Consider the following 18,044-nt stretch of genomic DNA (forward strand, 5'->3'; position numbering starts at 1 on the left):
GAGGAGAGGGGGCGGGGCCTGGACCCCCGCCCTCTCGTCGAACCACCCCTGGCCTCTCCTTACGCCGCTCCGCGATGACTCACGTCGACCGGCGCTCGATCAACTCCGTCGGCAGTATCACCGCCGCCGGATCCTCGCCCCCGATCTGGGCGAGCAGTACCCGCACCATCTCGTTCGCGATCCGGTCCCACGGCTGGCGGATCGTGGTCAGCTCGGGGGACGAGGCGAGGGCGGCGGGGGAGTCGTCGAAGCCGCCGATCGCCACATCCTCGGGCACCCTTCGCCCGGCCTTGTGCAGGGCGCTCAGGACGCCCTGCGCCATCAGGTCCGAGGCCACGAAGACGGCGTCCAGATCCGGCGCCGCCGTGAGCAGCCGCTCGGCGGCCGCCTCGCCGCCGGCCCGGCTGTAGTCGCCGTGCTCGATCAGGCGGTCGTCGACCTCGATCCCGAGCTCGGCGAGCACCTCCCTGTACCCCGCGAGCCGGTCCACACCGCCGGGGGTGTCGAGCGGACCCGTGACCGTGGCGATCCGCCGGCGCCCCGAGGCGTGCAGAAAGCGCACCATGTCCCGCGCACCGTCGCGGTCGTCGGCCGCCACGTAACTCACCTTGGACGCCTGCCCGATGGGCTTGCCACAGGCCACCAGCGGCACCCCGGCCGCGCGCAGCTCCTCGGCCACCGGATCGCCCGAGTGGCTGGAGACCAGGAGCACCCCGTCGACATGGCCGGCCGTGATGTACCGGGTGATACGGCGGCGCTCGTCCTGCGTGCCCGCCAGCATCAGGAGCAGCGGGATGTCGTACGCGGCGAGCGCCTGCGTACAACCGCGAAGCAGGACATTGAAGTTGGGGTCCTCGAAGAAGCGCTCCTGCGGTTCGGTGAGGAGAAAGCCCACCGAGTCCGAACGGCCGGTGATCAGCGAACGGGCGTGCCGGTTGACCACGTAGCCGGTGGACTTGATCGCCGCCTCGACCGCCTCGCGCGCCGCCGGTGACACATAGTGCCCGCCGTTGAGCACGCGCGAGACGGTGCCGCGGGAGACGCCCGCCTCCCGCGCGACGTCATGGATGGTCGGTGCCTTGCGTCGGGCCCCCGCGTTGCTCATGGTCACGACTTTACGGCTCCGGACAGCAGATCGAGGCTCCAGAAGCGCTGGATGACCAGGAAGAGGGCGATCAGGGGAAGCACCGCGAGCAGCGCGCCCGTGATGACGAGGGTGTACAGGGCGGGGGTGTTGGCCCCCTGTTCGAGCAGGGTGTAGAGACCGAGCGTGATCGGGAACTTCTCGTCGTCGCTGAGCATGATGTACGGCAGCATGAAGTTGTTCCAGACGGCGACGAACTGGAACAGGAACACGGTCACAAGGCCCGGCACCATCATCGGCAGCGCGATCCGGGTGAAGATCCGCAGTTCGCCCGCCCCGTCCATCCGGCCCGCCTCCACCACGTCGGACGGTACGGCGGCCGCCGCGTAGATCCGCGCGAGATAGATGCCGTACGGGGAGAGGATCAGCGGCAGCAGGACCGAGGCGTACGAGTCGGTCAAGTCGGCCTCGGCGAGCAGCAGATACTGCGGAACGGCCAGGATCACCGGCGGCATCAGGACGCCGGCCATCAGCACGCCGAACACCGTCTCGCGGCCGCGGAAGCGGTAGATGGCGAGCGCGTAGCCGCTGATCGCGGAGACCGCGGTGGAGAGCAGGGCGCCGAGGCCCGCGTAGAGCGCGGAGTTGCCCATCCAGGTCCAGTACACGCCGTCGCGGTACGCGCTCAACTCGGCCACGTTGTCGGCGAATCCGGTGCCGGGCAGGAAGGTGAACGTGGAGAACAGCTCGGTGCCCGATTTGGTCGCCGCGATCGCCACCCAGGCCACCGGGAGCAGGCAGTACAGCGCCCCGACGACCAGCGTGAGCGTCGGGATCAGGGCGATTCGGCGGCGCAGAGGCGGACCTTGGGCCGTGCCGGGTGTGGTGCCGGCGGCGGGCACCGTCTTGCGTACGGCGAGGGAGCTCATCGGGCTGCTTCCTCCTGCTTGGTACGGGAGTTCGCCAGGCGCAGGAAACCGAAGGACAGGACCAGGGTGACCAGGGCGATCACCACGGCGGTCGCGGCCGCCGAGTGGATGTCGCCCTTGCCGAAGGCGTCCTGGTGGACCTTCATCAGCGGACTCCAGGTGGTGGACAGGGAGTTGGTGAGGGGGCGCAGCGTGGTGGGTTCGCTGAACACCTGGAGCGTGGCGATGATCGAGAAGAAGAAGGTGAGCACGAGCGAGGGCGCCACCATCGGGATCTTGATCTTCAGCGCGATCTGCAGCGGGCTGCAGCCGTCCAGCTTGGCCGCCTCGTACACCTCTACGGGGATCGCCTTGAGCGAGGTGTAGATCACGATCATGTTGAAGCCGGTGCCGCCCCAGACCGCGATGTTCGAGAGCGCGATGTAGAGCGGGCCGCCGTCCAGGAGGTCCGGCTGCGGAAGGCCCGCCTTGCCGAGCAGGAAGTGGAGCGGGCTGACGTCCGGGAGATAGAGGAAGCCCCACAGGAGCGCGGCCACCACCCCCGGGATCGCATACGGCAGGAAGATCGCAAGCCGGGTGACCGGGGTGAACCGGACGCGCTCGCTGTCCAGCATCAGCGCGAAGAGCAGCGCGAGGCCGAGCATCACGGGGATGACGATCAGGCCGTAGCCGAGCACGCGCAGGGCGCCGTCGAGGAGTTCGGAGTCGGTGAGGGTGTCGGCGTAGTGGGACAGGCCCGCCCACACCTCCTGGCGGGCGCCGCTGCCCAGACCGAGGCCCTTGACCTCGATCTTGTGCAGCGACAGCCAGACCGCGTACCCGATGGGCAGTGCGAAGAAGAGGGCGAAGAGGAGGACGGCGGGGAGGAGGAAGGCGTACGGGGCGCCCTTCACCCCGTACGGCCCCCGGCGTGCGCGTGTCACTCGGCGACCTCGAAGCCCTGCTTCTCGAGGTCGTCCACCGTGCTGTTCTGCATGGTCGTGAGAGCCGCGCCGAAGTCCGACCTGTCCTTGGCGGCCTTGGCGAAGGCGTCCTTGAAGGAGGTGTACGCGACGTTGACGTTAGGGCCCCAGGCGGAGGGCGCGGTGGTCTCGGCGATCTCGGCGGCGCGTGTGTAGAAGTCCGGCTGGTTGGCGAAGAAGGCCGGGGGCTGTGCGAAGGCGTCCGAGGTCTGCGCGGTGGTGGCGGCCGGGTAGATGCCGCCCTCCTTGGCGAGCGCGGTCAGCGCCTTCGGGTCGGTGTTCAGCCATGCGGCGAACTTGGCGGCGGCCGCCTGGTGCTTGGAGTCCGTGGTCACCGCGGTGGACGAGCCGCCCCAGCTGCCGGTGGACTTCTCACCCTCGTTCCACTGGGGGAGCGGGGCCATCGCCCACTTCTCCTTGGTGTCGGGCGCCGCGGTGGTCAGGGTTCCGGGCGCCCATACGGCGCTGACCCAGGCGATCTGCTTGCCGGTGTTGAGCGCCTTGTTCCAGGCCGGGGTGTACATCGGCTGGTTGTCGATCGCGCCTTCCTCGACGAGGCCGCCCCAGAAGTCGGCGACCTTCCGGGTCGCCGCGTCGTCGATGCCGACCTTCCACTTCTCGCCCTCGGTGGTCCACCACTTGGCGCCGGCCTGCTGGGCGAGGCCCGCGAACAGGCCCGAGTCATTGGCGGAGAACGTGGTGAGGGCCTTGTCCGGCGCCTTCTTCTTCAGGGCGCGGGCGGTCTCGGCGAACGCGTCCCAGGTGGCCGGGACCTCGAGGCCGTACTGCTTGAAGAGGTCCTCCCGGTAGTAGAACATCATCGGCCCGGAGTCCTGCGGCACCGCATAGACCGCGTCCGAGCCGAGCGTGGTCTGCTGCCATACGCCGTCCGCGAACTTGCCCTTGATACCGTCGACTTCACCGGATATGTCCGCGAGTGCGTCATTGCTGACGAGGGTCGGCAGTGCCTGGTACTCGGCCTGCACCAGGTCCGGTGCCTTGCCCGCCTTGTGCGCCGTGAGGATCTTGGTGACCAGCGTGTCGCCGGACGCCTGCTTCTTCACCGTGACCTTGATCTGCTGCTTCTTGCCCGGTCCCTCGTTCCAGAGGTCCACGACCTTGTCCATGCCGGGCGTCCACGTCCAGTACGTGAGCGAGGCCGGGCCCGAGGCGGTCTCGCTGTCGTCGCCGTCGGACGAGCCGCAGGCGGTGAGTGCGGTCGCGCCGAGGGCGACCGAAACGGCGGTGGCGCTCCAGCGGAGCAGGCGCCCGTGAGGGGTGTTCGGCATGGATCTCTTCTCCCTGACCTGAATGACGGCCTGAATCCGGGCCCGTCCTGTCGGCTTCCGGCCACGCATGGGCGAGGCGGAATGCGCCGATCGGCGGTGCGGACGGAGGGTGGCCTCGAGCCTCCGGTCGTGCTTCCGGGGCCCACCATGTCTCTGTGAGCGTTCACAGTAGAGAAACACCTAGGACACTTGTCAATGGCCTGCGAGGCTGCAATTGTGTGCGGGCACGCTGGCTGAGCCGATGTGTGCACGTTCCCAGTAGATCGAAGCCCGGGAGAAGATTGATGGCGGACACCACCCGCGCAGGCGAGCCGGATGCGGCTCCCGTCGGCCTGACGCGACTGGCCTTCGGCGGTGACTACAACCCCGAGCAGTGGCCGGAAAGCGTCTGGGCCGAGGACGTCCGTCTGATGCGCGAGGCCGGCGTCACGATGGTGAGCGTCGGGATCTTCTCGTGGGCGCTGCTCGAACCCGCCGAAGGCGCCTACGAGTTCGGCTGGCTCGACCGCGTCCTGGATCTGCTGCACGAGAACGGCATCCGCGTGGACCTGGGCACGCCCACCATGGCGCCGCCCGCCTGGTTCTACCGCGCCCACCCCGAGGCGCTGCCGGTCACGGCCGACGGAGTGCGTTACGCGTTCGGCTCACGCGGCGCGATCTGCCACAGCAGCCCGGCCTACCGCGAGGCCATCACCCGTATCACCACCGCTCTGGCCACCCGCTATGCCGGCCACCCCGCGCTCGCCCTGTGGCACGTCCACAACGAGTACGGCGTGCCCGTCTCCGCCTGCTACTGCGGCACCTGCGCGGCCGCCTTCCGCCGCTGGCTGAGTGAGACCCACGGGTCGCTCGAAGCGGTCAACGAGGCCTGGGGGACCGCCTTTTGGAGCCAGCGCTACGGGAGCTTCGACGAGATCAACCCGCCGCGTACGACCCCCACCGTGGGCAACCCCGCCCAGGCGCTCGACTACCGGCGCTTCGCCGACGCGATGATGCGCGAGAACTTCCGTACAGAGCGGGACATCGTGCACCGGCTGTCCCCGGGCGTGCCCGTGACCACCAACTTCATGACCGCGCTCAGCCAGTGCGACTCCCTCGACTACTGGGCCTGGGGCCGCGAGGTCGACCTGGTCACCAACGACCACTATCTGATCACCGACGGCCGGCGCACCCACGTCAACCTCGCCATGGCCGCCGACCTCACCCGCTCCGTCGCGGGCGGCGCGCCCTGGCTGCTTCTGGAGCACGCCACCAGCGGTGTCAACTGGCAGCCCCGCAACCCCGCGAAGGCCCCTGGTGAGATGGCGCGCAACTCGCTCTCGCATGTGGCGCGCGGCTCCGAGGGTGCGATGTTCTTCCAGTGGCGCCAGTCGCGGCGCGGCGCCGAGAAGTTCCACTCGGCGATGCTGCCGCACGCCGGAACCGACTCGCGGGTGTGGCGCGAGGTCGTTGAACTGGGCGCGGACGTAGGCGCGTTGGCCGAGATCCGCGGCACCCGCACGGTCGCCGACGTGGCGGTCCTGTGGGACTGGCACTCATGGTGGGCGCAGTCCCTGGAGTGGCGCCCCAGCCAGGACCACGACGCCCGCGAACGCGCCGACACCTTCTACGAGGCGCTCTACGACCAGCACCTCACGGTCGACTTCGCCCACCCGGAAGCCGACTTGTCGGCCTATCCACTTGTCGTCGTGCCCGCGCTCTATCTCGCCACCGAGGCGGCGGGTCGCAACCTCCGCGCGTACGTGGAGGGCGGCGGCACGCTGGTCGTCTCGTACTTCTCCGGCATCGTCGACGAACACGACGCGGTCCACCCCGGTCCGTATCCGGGTGTGCTGCGTGACGTCCTCGGCCTCACGGTCGAGGAACATTCGCCGCTCCTGAAGGGACAGCAGGTCACGCTCGCCGGACCGGACGGCGCGGCACTCACCGGCGACGTATGGACCGAGTTCGTGGTCGAGCGCGGCGCCGAGACCGTGTGGTCGTATACGGACGGACTCGCCGCGGGCCGCCCCGCCGTCACCCGCCACCGCCTCGGCGAAGGCGCCGCCTGGTACGTCTCCACCCGTCTGGACGCCGAGGCCCTGGCCGCGATCCTCGCCCCTGCCTGCGCGGACGCCGGGATCGAGCCGCGCGACGAACTCCCGCGCGACGTCGAGGTGGTACGCCGCAGCGGGGCCGCCGGCGAGTACCTGTTCGCGATCAACCACACCGGTGCGGATGTCAAGATCCCGCTGCCGGACGCGGGCACGGAACTGCTCACGGTCGACCGCGCTTCGGGTCGGCTCACCGTACCCGCGGGCGCGGTGCGGGTCGTACGCCTGGACGGCTGAGGCGCCCTGCGGCTGGACGCGCTGGTCGCGCCGGATGTGCCGGATGCGCCGGATCGCCTGGCACCGAGCCCGGCACGGGCGCTTCCGCCAGGCACACATACCCCCCGCCCGGAACGTCATCAGGGGAGGCTCCGGGCGGGGTTCTTCACATCCCCCCACGTCGAAGGGACGACGATGAAGCTCCCTCTCGTACGCACCACTTGGACCCTTGCGGCCGCGCTCGCCCTGGCCACCCTGTCCAGCGTGCCCGCCGCACCCGCCCAGGCCGCGAGCACCCTCACCAACACCGGCTTCGAAGCCGACGGTGCGGGAAGCGCGGCACCGAGCGGCTGGTCCGAGTACGGCACGACGGCCGCCTCCTTCTCCGAGGCCGGCGGCCACGGGGGCGGCCACCGCCTCAGCCACTACTCCGCCTCCGCGTACAAGGTCGAGACGTATCAGTACCTCACCGGTCTCACCGACGGGAACCACACGCTCAGCGGCTGGGTCCGCTCCAGCGGCGGGCAGAACTCCGCGTACATCTCCCTGAAGAACTGCGGGAGTTCCGAGCAGCGCACCGATCTGCCGCCCACGCCCAACGGCACGTGGATACGCCTGGTCACCTCGGTCAGGGTCACCGGCGGCGCCTGCACCGTCAGCCTCACCTCGGACGCCGCCGCGGGCCAGTGGGCCAACTTCGACGACTTCACCTTGACGCCCGGCTCCACCGGCGTGCCGGTGAAGGGCGCCGACATCTCCTCCCTCAAGAAGAACGAGGACCGCGGAGGCGTCTACCGCGACGGTGCGGGCACGGCGACCGACGCCCTCGCCACCCTGAGGTCCGCGGGCATGAACTACGCGCGCCTGCGCGTCTGGCTGAACCCGGCGGACGGCTACAACAACAAGGCCCGCGTCCTCAGCCAGGCCAAGCGCATCAAGGCCCAGGGCATGAAGCTCCTTGTCGACTTCCACTACTCCGACACCTGGGCCGACCCCGGGGTGCAGTCCCCGCCGGCCGCCTGGGCCGGCCACTCGTACAGCCAACTCCGCACCGACGTGTACGACCACACCTACGACGTCCTCAACGCCCTCAAGGGGCAGGGCACCACGGCCGACATGGTGCAGATCGGCAACGAGATCAACACCGGGCTGCTCTGGCCGGCGGGCAGCACCTCCAACTGGTCCCGGACCGCGGGCCTGTTGACGTCGGGTGCGCAGGCGGCGAAAGCCGTCTCGTCGAGCACGCTCGTCGCGCTGCACCTCGCGCACGGCGGCGACAACGCGCTCTACCGCTGGTGGTTCGACAACGCCGTCGCCCAGGGCGTGCCCTTCGACGTCATCGGCCTCTCCTTCTACGGCTACTGGCACGGCGACCTGTCCGACCTCCAGGCCAACCTGGACGACCTGGCGTCGCGGTACAGGAAGCCGCTGTACGTCGCCGAGACCGCGTACCCCTTCCGGCTCGACAGCGATGACAGCTGGGAGAACGTGATCGACCGGAGCGATGAACTGGTGTCCGGGTATCCGGCGACGGAGGCGGGGCAGTCCGCCTGGTTCCGTGACGTGCTCAATGTCGTCGAGGCCGTACCCGGGGGCCGCGGACTCGGCGTCTTCTGGTGGGACGCCACCTGGACGGCGGTCGCGGGCAACGGCTGGGATCCGGCCGATCCGTCCACCGGGAACGCGTGGGAGAACCAGGCGCTGTTCGGATACGGAGACCGCCCGCTGCCGGCCATGCGGTGGTTCAAGCACCGCTGAGGGTCAGCAGCGCCCCCGACCGCCGAGGCCCGGCGGTCGGGGGCGGTTCACATCCACTTGACGCCGTCCACCTCGTGCTCACGCACCCGGTACGCCATCATCCTGCGCAGCAGCTCGCCCGGCACCGGCTCCCCGTACGGGAGCTTGACCGAGCCCTTGCCCGTCTCGAACGAGGTGAGCTTCGCGTCGAAGGCTTCCCGGGTGCTGGGCGTGAAGACCACGTTCGCGTGCTGCTTGTGGCCGCTCAGGGCGAACAGGATCGTCCCCGAGGGGTGGACCCAGGCGGGATGGCCCCACTTGATCGCACCGGTGGCGTCCGGCACGGCCGCACCGGCCAGCGCACACACCTGATCGAGGAGCTCGCGTGCAGGACCTGCGAAGCCTTCCAGATACGCGTCCACAGTCGTCGGCTTGCTCATGCGATCAGTGTGGCACGATGCGCCCGACGGGCCGATCGGGCGGCGAAGGGATGCCATGAGCGGATACGGACGCTGGATCGACGACTCGGGACTGCCCGCGTTCGCCCTGCGCACCGGACCGCCGCCGCCCGCCTGGAACCGAGTCATCGACCCGCCGACCCGCCGCCGCTGGGTGCACCTCGGCAACCGCAGGCTCACCCTCGTGGCCGATACGGACGGCCGGTGCGGGCTCTGGGACGAGCACAAGGACCTGCGCTGGCTCACCGAACCCGAACCGCAGGGCACGGGGGTCAGCCAGGTGCACGACGGGGAGTCGGTGCTCCTGACGTCGGCGCGCGCGGAGGGGCACGATCCGCGGATCGTGTTCGGACCCACGTATCTGCGCGTCGGCACCGAGTCCGCGGACCTCGCAATGCAACGCACCGTGACGGTGCCCGAGGGCGAGGACCCGTTCGTCCGGATCCAGGTCGTCGTCACCAACCGCCGTGCCGAAAGCGTGTGTTGGACCCTGAGCGAGGAATGGGACGTACGGCAGCGGGTCCTCGACTACCTGGAGATCGGCGCGCGCACCCAGCGGCCCGCGTACGAAGGCGGCGAGACGCTCCGGCTCGAAGGGCCCGGCGCTGTGGCCGAGGGAGCGCAGGGGCTGCTCCGGGTGGAGTTGCCGCTCGAACTCGGGCCGGGGCAGCGGGAGTCGGTGCACTTCCGGTTCGGGCTCGCGGTCGCGTCCGGTGGCCACACATCTACGCCCCCGATCGCCGACCCCGAGCTCCTGCGCCGCCGCCTCCCCGAAGCCGCCGCGGACCAGGCCCCGCAGGCCGCCCGCGAGATCCCCTGGCATGCCGCGCTGCTGACGGGCGGAGCCTGTGCGGACGGTGTCCTCGGCGGGCACACCCTCGACCAGAGCTCGGCCTACTCGTTCCGCCACGGTTTCAACGGCGCCGCACGCGACCCGCTTCAGCACGCGCTCCCGCTCGTCCACACAGAGCCCGATCTCGCCCTGTCGGTGCTGCGGAACACCTGCGCCTGGGCGAGCCCCGAAGGCGAACTCCCGTACGCGCTCGACAACATGAAGCAGCCGCGCACCGATCTCTTCCAGCCATCCGACCAGAACCTCTGGACGCTGTGGCTGGCCGCCGAGTACGCGGCGGCGACCGGGGACCTGGCCGCGTTCGCGCAGCCCGCGCCGTTCCATCCCGTGCACAAGGCGGAGCAGGTGCCGCTGCAGGAGCATCTGCGGCGGCAGTTCCGCTGGTTCAAGGACGTGGTCGGGACCGGCGAGCACGGCCATGTCCGCATCCTCAACGCCGACTGGAACGACCTCGCGCTCGATGAGGCCGGCATCGACCGGCAGACGATGATCGACCACGGTGAATCCGTACTCAACTCGGCCATGGCCGCATGGGTGCTGCCCGTCTACGCCGGGCTCGCGCAGCGGCTCGGCGACCTGCCGACCGCGGCCGAGGCGCGGTCCTACGGCGAGGAGTTGCGCGTGCGCGTGGCGGGGGAGTGGAACGGGCGCTGGTTCCGGCGCGCGCTCGGACCTGGCGGCGCACAGGTGGGCGAGGACTCCTTGTGGCTCGAAGGGCAGCCCTGGGCGATCCTGTGCGGCGCCGCCACCGACGTGCAGGCGCGCCAACTGCTTTCCACCATCGACGAGTTGCTGCGCAAGGACGCACCGCTCGGGGCGCGCCTCCACTGGCCGCCCAAGGCCGACGGCATGGGCGGCCACTGGTACGCGATCAACGCGACGCTCATCTGGGCCGCGGCACGGATCGACCCCGCTCTCGCCTGGGACGAATGGCGACGGATGTCCCTCTCCGCGCACACCGAGGCGTACCCCGGCCTTTGGGAGGGCACGCTGTCCGGCCCCGACGCCTATCTGCCGCCCGAGTCCGAACGCCCGGGCCAGACCTGGGTGTTGCCCGACCTCGGCGTCGCGATGCAGGCCTGGCCGGTCGCCAACCAGCACAGTCACGCCCAGCCGCTGCTCGCCTATCTGCGTCTGCTCGGCGTCGAACCGACCCGGGACGGACGGCTCGCGGTGGGCGGCGGCGCGCACTTCTCCAGCCGGTTCCTCACCGTCCGGCCGGACGGTTCCGGACGCCTGCGCGGGAACGGCACCCTGGCGGTCACCGCACGCGACGGACGCCGGTACGACGGTCAAGGGGAGGTCGCGTGGGGGGAGTTCACCGGGGGATGAGAGGGTGTGGCGCGTGAGGTTCCGGATACGTGCGCGAAGACCCCGGCTGCACCTTCGTTCACCAGTCCGAACGCATATAGCAGAGCTCGGCGGGCTTCGCTCGACTTTGCCAACTGGCCCGCGCACAGGATGCGTTCACGACTACCGTGTGTGTCCGCCGATCTACGCACCGGACGCAAGCCAGCGTCCGGACGACCGGCCGTGCGGTGCTGCCACATCGCACAGTTCCGCCTGCCGGAGACGGCATCGGGACCCACGCCATTTGTACGACCCTCCGCTCCACACCTCGCACCGAACCCGAGCGAATTCCACCCGAGGACGCTGATGTCGAATCTCCGCGAACCGGCCGCACGCGCAGATCGCCGTGAGGGCGGGCGACACGGCAGGCAGCCGAGCCGCGCCGACCGGACTGCGCGATCCGGTATGCCCGAGCCGCATATACGCCGACAGATGCTGCGCATCGCGGTGCTGCCCGCCGTCGCGGTGGCCCTGTGCGGCGCGGCCGCCGTCCTGTTCACCCTGCGCTCGACCGAGGCAAGCCCCGACACCGAGCTCTGGGTCGTGCTCGCCGGAGCAGGCTTAGTCGCCCTGGCCGGCATCGCCGCGGCGGCCATCGCCGCCGAGCGTTCGGCCAGGACCGCACGGGACCGGCTCATCTCCCTGCGCAAGACCAGCGCACGGAGCCAGGCCGATCTGCGTCAGCTGGTGGAGCGGCTGCGCCGCGGCGAAGGACCGCCGCCCCGCAAGGCACCCGGACGCCCCAGCCAGGACCCCGACGAATTCGAGCAGCTGGCCGAGGAGTTGGGCCGCGCCTACGACATGGCCGTCGCCTCCGTCGTCCAGGCCTCCCAGCTCTCCAGCCACGCGGGCAGCGAACAGAAGGTCGAGGTCTTCGTCAACCTCGCCCGGCGCCTGCAGTCCCTGGTGCACCGCGAGATCCAGCTCCTCGACGAACTGGAGAACGAGGTCGAGGACCCCGAGCTGCTCAAGGGCCTCTTCCACGTCGACCACCTCGCCACCCGCATCCGCCGGCACGCGGAGAACCTCGCGGTGCTCGGCGGCGCCATCTCCCGGCGCCAGTGGTCCAACCCGGTCACCATGACCGAGGTGCTGCGCTCCGCGATCGCGGAGGTCGAGCAGTACTCGCGCGTCAAGCTCGTGCCCCCGATCGAGGGCACCCTGCGCGGCCACGCCGTCGCCGACGTCATCCACCTGCTCGCCGAACTGGTCGAGAACGCCACGGTGTTCTCCGCCCCGCACACCCAGGTGCTGCTGCGCGCCAGCCATGTCACCGCGGGTATCGCGGTCGAGGTGGAGGACCGCGGCCTCGGTATGCCGGTCACCGAGCAGAACAAGATGAACACCCTGCTCTCCGACCCAGACCAGGTCAACGTCGCCAGCCTGCTCTCCGACGGCCGGATCGGCCTGTTCGTGGTCTCCGCCCTCGCCCGGCGGCACGGTGTCGCCGTACGGCTGCAGTCGAACATCTACGGCGGCATCCAGGCCGTCATCGTGCTGCCGCAGGGTCTGCTCGGCTCCGAACAGGCACCGCAGCAGTCAGGGCAGACCGCCGAACAGCCGCGCGTGCAGAGCACCGGAGCCGGCGGGCCCGCCCAGCTCACCAGCGCCCAGCACACGGGATCGACCGCCCAGCACACCGGTTCCGTCGCACGGCCCGCGCCGCAGCCGGTTCCCCAGCCCGTGACCCGGACCACCGAGGCGCCCGCACTCGCCTCGCACACCGCACCGGCCCCGTCGCTGAGTCACGTACCCGAACAGCCGCAGCGCGACGACACCCCGTACCAGCCCACCTCCGCCGGACTCCCGGTGACCGGCAACGGCAGCCGCCTGAACGGCGGTTCGCCGCTCCCCGTGCGTGCCACCCACGAGGAGCGGGCCACCCCGTCCGAAGCCGTCCCCGGGATCCGGCCGGAGGACCGCGCCGCAGCCACCGAGCACCACAGCTCGCCCGCGCCCGTGCACAGCGCGGTGCGCGGCACCATGGGCCGCCCGCAACTGCCCAAGCGCCGCGCCCAGGAGCACATCGCCCCACAGCTGCGCGAAGAGCCGCCCGCACGCCCCGACAACGGGCACGTGGTCGGCCACGACCCGGGTCTGATGGCCGCGTTCCAGCGGGGCATCGGGCTCGCCGAGGCGGCGGACCCGGCGCAGGACCCCGCGCAGGACCGCGAACAGTCCCTCCGCAGCCGGGGGAGTGACCCGACCGGATGACCCGATTACCCGCGCCCTCCAGGAACGCCGCGTACCCCGCGACCCCCTTGAACCCCCCGCCGCAGGACCCTCGTACCCCAAGGAGTCGATCCACCATGGCGAGCGATGTGCCGAACGGCCATGTCTCCGATCTCGACTGGCTGTTGAGCGGCCTGGTGCAGCGAGTACCGCACACCCGCAGCGCAGTGCTCCTCTCCTCCGACGGACTGGTCAAATCCGTCCACGGACTCGACACCGACAGCGCCGACCACATGGCCGCGCTGGCCTCCGGCCTCTACTCCCTCGGCCGCAGCGCCGGCGCGCGCTTCGGCGACGGAGGCGAGGTGCGCCAGGTCGTCGTCGAGCTGGACTCCACCCTGCTGTTCGTCTCCACCGCCGGTTCCGGCACCTGTCTGGCGGTGCTCGCCGGACGGGACGCCGACGCGGCGGTCCTCGGCTACGAGATGGCGATGCTGGTGAAGAGCGTGCGGCCCTACTTGGTGACACCTGCGCGGCAGGCCGCCGAGTCCGGTCCGAGGCTCTGAACATGGCGGCCCCGCAGGACGGGCCGTGGCTCGACGACGCGGCCGGCCGACTGGTGCGCCCCTACACGGTGAGCAACGGGCGCACCCGGCCGACCGCTGCCCTGGATCTTCTCTCGATGGTGATGACCACCGGCGCCCTGCCGGCCGGTCAGATGGGACCCGAACACACCGACGCACTCGGTCTGATCGGGTCCCGCCCCACCTCGGTGGCGGAGGTGGCCGCGCACTTACGGCTCCCCGCAGTGGTCACCAAGGTGGTGCTCTCGGATCTCGTCGACTGCGGGGCGCTCACCGCGAAGGCCCCGTCGTTCCGCACGCACAACCCCACCGACCGGTCGCTATTGGAGGCAGTGCTCGATGGCCTACGACGACGGCTCTGATGCCTTCGCCCAGGACCCCTTCCCCACCGCGCTCAAAATCCTTGTCGCGGGAGGCTTCGGGGTCGGCAAGACGACGTTCGTGGGGGCGGTCAGCGAGATCGAACCGCTGAGCACCGAAGAGCTGCTCACCACGGTGAGCGTCGGCACCGACCGGCTCGACGGCGTCGAGCACAAGACCACCACCACGGTCGCCATGGACTTCGGCCGGATCACGCTCGACTCCCGCAATGTGCTCTATCTCTTCGGCACCCCGGGCCAGGAGCGGTTCTGGTTCATGTGGGACGAGTTGTCCGAGGGCGCGCTCGGCGCGGTCGTCCTCGCCGACACCCGCCGCCTCGAGGACTGCTTCGCCGCCGTCGACTTCTTCGAACGCCGCGGCATCGGCTTCGTCGTCGCGGTCAACGAGTTCGACGGCGCCTTCCGCTACGAGCCCGAGGAAGTACGCGCCGCCATAGATCTGCGGCCCGAGGTCCCCGTGGTCCTGTGCGACGCCAGAATCTCCTCGTCCGGCATCCAGACCCTGGTGACGCTCGTCCAGCATCTGCTCACCAAGTCCACTCCGGCCCCGAGCTTTGGAGCAACGACATGACGTACGACCCGACCGGGCATCTCCTGCTCACGCCCATCGACAAGGAGGCGCCGAGCCGGGTGCAGCGCCTGCGCCAGCTCGGCCTCGGCGAACACGCGGACCCGGCCTTCGACGCCTTCGCGGACCGTCTGGCCGAGGTCACCGGGGCGCCTTTCTCGATGGTCAACTTCATCGACGAGAACCGGCAGTTCTTCGCCGGTCTGCACACCCCGACCGGCACGCACTCAGGTTCCGAACTGGGCGCGGCCGCGGCCAGCGCGGGGGTCAGCCGCTATATGGCCCGCGACCACGGCTACTGCCCGCATGTGGTGGTCCGCCGCAAGGCCCTGGTCCTCGAGGACGTCTGCGACTACCCGCGCTTCGCGGGCAATCCGGTGGTCGACGAGATCGGCATCCGCTCCTACCTGGGCGCGCCGCTGATCGACCGTACGGGCATGGCGCTGGGCACCATCTGCGTGGTCGACACCGAGCCGCGCCCCTGGGGGAGGGCGGGGCTCGAGACGATCAAGTCCCTGGCCGCCGAGCTGATCGAGCAGATCCACCGCCGGGAGGACGGTCGCATCTGATCGCGGTGCGCTCAGGCGAGCCGCCCGGGGACACAGGTTCCGTTCACGGCAAGGGAGTTCATACCTTGCCGGCACAGTGCGTGCGCTGTGGCGGGACCTGACCCCAGCTGCCGTCCGCCCAGTCCAGGTCCTGATCCGGACCCGTCGGCTGATTGCGTACGAGCTCACTGAGCCGCTCCGACCAGCTGCCCTTCGCCGTGCCGAGGGCCACCTCGGCCAGCCGAAGGAGCTGGACGTCCGAGGTGCCCGCGGGCGCGAAGATGTGGTGCGCGTCGCGCAGGAAGCGCTCGATGGGCCGGTTGGTGAAGAGGCCGGCCGCGGCATGGATCTCCATCGCGTTGCGCGCCGAGTCCAGGGCCGATTCGACATTGACGACCTTGGCGTTCATCAACTCCGCGTCGCAGTCGGCGCCTTGGTCGAGCAGATGCACCGCGTGATAGGCGGCCAGGCGTGCGGTCATCAGCCGGGACTGCATCTGCCCCAGCTTGATCTTGACGTTGGACAGCGCGTGCAGCGGCTTGCCGTAGCGCTCGCGCTCCGCGCAGAAGCGGGTCGTCTCCTCCACGAGCGCCTGATGGATCCCCAGCGATACGGCCGTGAGGTTCGCCCGGCCGTACAGGACGCTGGAGGAGTACGCGACGGAGAGGCCGTCCCCCTCGGCGCCGAGCCGATTGGCCGCCGGGACACGGCAGTTGTCGAAGATCAGCTCGCCGAAGCTGAACCCGTGCAGCCCCATCGCCGGCTGCTGCTCGCCCAGGGAGAAGCCCGGACGGTCCGACTCCACCAGGAAGGCCGTGAGCCCCTTGGAACCCGGCCCGGTGCGCACGATGACGCCGTGCAGATCGCCGACATGGCTGTTGCCCACGTACACCTTGCGGCCGTTGAGCACGTAGTCGTCACCGTCCCGTACGGCGCTCGCGGCCATCCCGAGGACGTGTCCGCCCGATTCGTGCTCGGTGACCGCGATGGTGGGCAGGCAGTGACCGGCGGCCACGGCGGGGAGCCAGGTCTTCTTCTGGTCGTCGTTGCCGAAGTGCACGATCTTGGCGACGCCCAGCTGGGAGGCCTGCACCATCGCGCCCATCGCTCCGCTGACCCGTGACAGCTCCTCGATGATGAGGGTCTTGGCGAGGTGCCCCGCACCCATCCCGCCGTACTCCTCGGGGATGGTCGCCCCCAGCCAGCCCTGCCGTGCGATCAGCCGGGATATGCCATGGGCAGTGGAACGCGACTCCTCCATCGCCGGGACCCGCGGAAGGACCTCCCGTTCGGCGAAACTCCTGACCTCTTCGCGGAGTTGATGGTGCCGTCGGCTGGTGAAGTAGCTGTCCATGGTTCCCATGGTGTCCATCGCGAGCCTTCCTCCGTGAAAAGCCTGCTCGCAGGGTTGTTCGAGCAGGAGTTTTCTTCGAAGTGGTCCCGTCCCGAACAGGCCACCACACCATCTTGTTGAAGCTTGAGGCAACCACAAGATCGTCTCGCAACTTTGGCGCAAAAGCGGACAGTTGACATACGCCGGGTCGGCGTCGGGTGCGGTGAGTCCATCCGGTCCACGCCCGAGGCATTCCCCTCGGCCATCCGGCTGCCACATGCCTCGGGCAACAGTTTCCGCGGCATATGGCAGACCGGGTCGTCGGATCGGCCCGGAACGCTCAGAGTGTCCATCTTGGGCGACAGAATTCGGACACAGTCGCCCTTGTCCGGTCCGGAATTGGACTCACGGAATGAGCCATCCGCGTTCCGCATCCTGAGACGGGGATACGGGAGTGCCGGGGTAGGTCCGGAGTGCCGGGGTTTCGGGCCCGGGGCACAGCCGTTGCGCAGATCATTCCCGGACTCGCCCGCCCCAGGTGCCCCGCCGAAAGGGAACGGGTGTTCGCTGTCCGGAAGGCGTGTGCTGCAGGAACGGTTCGGCTACACGTTGGTACGGAGGCGGCTGGGTGGGCGTGTGGATGCGTGAGGGGGCGTGAAGGGGGCGCGTTTTGTCTGGGTGCTGGTGGGTGTGGTGCTCGGTCCGGGCGTGGTGCTCAGTCCAGGAATTGCGCTTGGGCGATGCATTGCGGTTGGCCCAGGCGCTGCGCTCGGCCGAGCGTGGAGCTCAGTCGCTGAGAGCGAGGCGGACGCCGAAGGCGGCGATGACGGTCCCGGTGATCCGGTCCAGCAGACGGCGGGCGCGAGGCCTGCGCAGCCAGCCGTGCAGCACGCGGGCGAAGCCGATCAGAGCGGCCGACCACAGCAGACCGAGCAGGACGTGCACGGTCGTGAGTACCAGCCCCATCGCGAAGTGGTGGGCGCCGACGGGGATGAACTGGGGCAGGACCGCGACGTAGAAGGCGCCCATCTTCGGGTTGAGGAGATTGGTGAGCGTCCCCTGCCGCCAGCCTCCGGTGACCGAGTCCTCCCCGCCGAGTAGGCCGGGGTCGCCTTCCCCGGCCATGGGCCTGCCGCGGAAGGTGTCCCGCAGCATGCGGGCGCCCAGCCAGACGAGATAGGCGGCACCGACCCAGCGCAAGGTGGTGTAGGCGAGGTGCGAGGCCGTCAGGAGCGCGGTCACCCCCAGGGAGGTGAGCGCACCCCAGAGCAGAGTGCCGGTCTGGATTCCGAGGACGACGCCCCAGGCCCGTCTGCGCCGGCCGAGGGCCGAGGTGCGCAGGATCAGGGCGGTGTCGAGACCGGGAGTCAGGGTGAGAAGCCCTACGACGAGGGCGAAGGACCACAGTGAGGTGCTTGTTGCCATGGACGGCCAGCCTACGACACCGGTCCCACGGCCTGAGCGCGCGCCCTTCTCCTGCTGGAGCTG

The 18,044-nt window shown here is 70.1% G+C and carries 15 protein-coding genes; 8 read left to right on the forward strand and 7 right to left on the reverse strand.

The features are described 5' to 3' along the window. Positions 1-79 precede the first annotated feature (79 nt). From ABT367_RS23995 to ABT367_RS24010, 4 genes are read right to left on the reverse strand one after another with little or no spacing between them, the layout of a single operon-like run. A complete protein-coding gene (locus ABT367_RS23995) occupies positions 80-1,111 on the reverse strand; it encodes a LacI family DNA-binding transcriptional regulator (protein ID WP_352255145.1) in 1,032 nt (343 codons plus the stop codon). Continuing rightward, positions 1,108-2,013: a carbohydrate ABC transporter permease gene (locus ABT367_RS24000; protein ID WP_352255146.1), complete on the reverse strand. Its 906-nt coding sequence runs from the start codon at positions 2,011-2,013 to the stop codon at positions 1,108-1,110. The genes ABT367_RS23995 and ABT367_RS24000 overlap by 4 nt, the downstream gene beginning before the upstream one ends. Next, positions 2,010-2,936, reverse strand: coding sequence for a carbohydrate ABC transporter permease (locus tag ABT367_RS24005; protein WP_352255147.1), 927 nt, complete (start codon positions 2,934-2,936; stop codon positions 2,010-2,012). Before ABT367_RS24005 ends, ABT367_RS24000 begins: the two co-directional genes overlap by 4 nt. Then, the gene (locus ABT367_RS24010) at positions 2,933-4,264 is read right to left on the reverse strand and encodes an ABC transporter substrate-binding protein (RefSeq protein ID WP_352255148.1); all 1,332 of its coding nucleotides are present in this window, start codon (positions 4,262-4,264) and stop codon (positions 2,933-2,935) included. Before ABT367_RS24010 ends, ABT367_RS24005 begins: the two co-directional genes overlap by 4 nt. Positions 4,265-4,548: 284 nt before the next feature. Between ABT367_RS24010 and ABT367_RS24015 the strand changes: the two genes are divergently transcribed. Together ABT367_RS24015 and ABT367_RS24020 are read left to right on the forward strand one after the other, a co-directional pair. Continuing rightward, positions 4,549-6,594, forward strand: a complete 2,046-nt coding sequence (locus ABT367_RS24015; RefSeq protein WP_352255149.1) for a beta-galactosidase — start codon at positions 4,549-4,551, stop codon at positions 6,592-6,594. A gap of 174 nt (positions 6,595-6,768) precedes the next feature. Next, entirely contained in the window at positions 6,769-8,331 is a 1,563-nt protein-coding gene (locus tag ABT367_RS24020) for a glycoside hydrolase family 53 protein (protein WP_352255150.1), read from the forward strand. Between the two features lie 47 nt (positions 8,332-8,378). Here ABT367_RS24020 and ABT367_RS24025 read toward each other — a convergent pair whose 3' ends face one another. After that, entirely contained in the window at positions 8,379-8,750 is a 372-nt protein-coding gene (locus ABT367_RS24025) for an iron chaperone (protein WP_352255151.1), read from the reverse strand. Between the two features lie 55 nt (positions 8,751-8,805). Between ABT367_RS24025 and ABT367_RS24030 the strand changes: the two genes are divergently transcribed. From ABT367_RS24030 to ABT367_RS24055, 6 genes are all read left to right on the forward strand, one after another. Next, positions 8,806-10,953, forward strand: a complete 2,148-nt coding sequence (locus ABT367_RS24030) for a GH36-type glycosyl hydrolase domain-containing protein (protein WP_352255152.1) — start codon at positions 8,806-8,808, stop codon at positions 10,951-10,953. Between the two features lie 324 nt (positions 10,954-11,277). Beyond that, the gene (locus ABT367_RS24035) at positions 11,278-13,185 is read left to right on the forward strand and encodes an ATP-binding protein (protein WP_352255153.1); all 1,908 of its coding nucleotides are present in this window, start codon (positions 11,278-11,280) and stop codon (positions 13,183-13,185) included. Between the two features lie 95 nt (positions 13,186-13,280). Continuing rightward, positions 13,281-13,709 (forward strand): roadblock/LC7 domain-containing protein, encoded by a 429-nt coding sequence (locus ABT367_RS24040; RefSeq protein WP_165334173.1) that lies wholly within the window; start codon positions 13,281-13,283, stop codon positions 13,707-13,709. Positions 13,710-13,711: 2 nt separating this feature from the next. After that, entirely contained in the window at positions 13,712-14,089 is a 378-nt protein-coding gene (locus ABT367_RS24045; protein ID WP_199546054.1) for a DUF742 domain-containing protein, read from the forward strand. After that, on the forward strand, positions 14,067-14,678 hold the full coding sequence (locus tag ABT367_RS24050) for a GTP-binding protein (RefSeq protein WP_165334171.1): 612 nt from the start codon (positions 14,067-14,069) through the stop codon (positions 14,676-14,678). Before ABT367_RS24045 ends, ABT367_RS24050 begins: the two co-directional genes overlap by 23 nt. Beyond that, positions 14,675-15,244, forward strand: a complete 570-nt coding sequence (locus tag ABT367_RS24055; RefSeq protein ID WP_165334170.1) for a GAF domain-containing protein — start codon at positions 14,675-14,677, stop codon at positions 15,242-15,244. The genes ABT367_RS24050 and ABT367_RS24055 overlap by 4 nt, the downstream gene beginning before the upstream one ends. A 58-nt stretch (positions 15,245-15,302) precedes the next feature. On the opposite strand, the gene ABT367_RS24060 is transcribed toward ABT367_RS24055, so the two are convergent. After that, positions 15,303-16,577, reverse strand: coding sequence for an acyl-CoA dehydrogenase family protein (locus ABT367_RS24060; RefSeq protein ID WP_352255166.1), 1,275 nt, complete (start codon positions 16,575-16,577; stop codon positions 15,303-15,305). 765 nt (positions 16,578-17,342) lie between these two features. Further along, positions 17,343-17,981: a LysE family translocator gene (locus ABT367_RS24065; protein ID WP_352255154.1), complete on the reverse strand. Its 639-nt coding sequence runs from the start codon at positions 17,979-17,981 to the stop codon at positions 17,343-17,345. Positions 17,982-18,044 lie beyond the last annotated feature (63 nt).

Source organism: Streptomyces mesophilus (assembly GCF_040300965.1).
Taxonomy (GTDB): Bacteria; Actinomycetota; Actinomycetes; order Streptomycetales; family Streptomycetaceae; genus Streptomyces; species Streptomyces mesophilus_A.

Coding starts and splice junctions, on each gene's coding strand:
- ABT367_RS24055 (WP_165334170.1), top strand. CDS start 14,675: ATGACGTACGACCCGACCGGGCATCTCCTGCTCACGCCCATCGACAAG.
- ABT367_RS24010 (WP_352255148.1), bottom strand. CDS start 4,264: ATGCCGAACACCCCTCACGGGCGCCTGCTCCGCTGGAGCGCCACCGCC.
- ABT367_RS24015 (WP_352255149.1), top strand. CDS start 4,549: ATGGCGGACACCACCCGCGCAGGCGAGCCGGATGCGGCTCCCGTCGGC.
- ABT367_RS24050 (WP_165334171.1), top strand. CDS start 14,067: ATGGCCTACGACGACGGCTCTGATGCCTTCGCCCAGGACCCCTTCCCC.
- ABT367_RS24060 (WP_352255166.1), bottom strand. CDS start 16,577: ATGGACAGCTACTTCACCAGCCGACGGCACCATCAACTCCGCGAAGAG.
- ABT367_RS24030 (WP_352255152.1), top strand. CDS start 8,806: ATGAGCGGATACGGACGCTGGATCGACGACTCGGGACTGCCCGCGTTC.
- ABT367_RS24040 (WP_165334173.1), top strand. CDS start 13,281: ATGGCGAGCGATGTGCCGAACGGCCATGTCTCCGATCTCGACTGGCTG.
- ABT367_RS24065 (WP_352255154.1), bottom strand. CDS start 17,981: ATGGCAACAAGCACCTCACTGTGGTCCTTCGCCCTCGTCGTAGGGCTT.
- ABT367_RS24045 (WP_199546054.1), top strand. CDS start 13,712: ATGGCGGCCCCGCAGGACGGGCCGTGGCTCGACGACGCGGCCGGCCGA.
- ABT367_RS24025 (WP_352255151.1), bottom strand. CDS start 8,750: ATGAGCAAGCCGACGACTGTGGACGCGTATCTGGAAGGCTTCGCAGGT.
- ABT367_RS24000 (WP_352255146.1), bottom strand. CDS start 2,013: ATGAGCTCCCTCGCCGTACGCAAGACGGTGCCCGCCGCCGGCACCACA.
- ABT367_RS24020 (WP_352255150.1), top strand. CDS start 6,769: ATGAAGCTCCCTCTCGTACGCACCACTTGGACCCTTGCGGCCGCGCTC.
- ABT367_RS24035 (WP_352255153.1), top strand. CDS start 11,278: ATGTCGAATCTCCGCGAACCGGCCGCACGCGCAGATCGCCGTGAGGGC.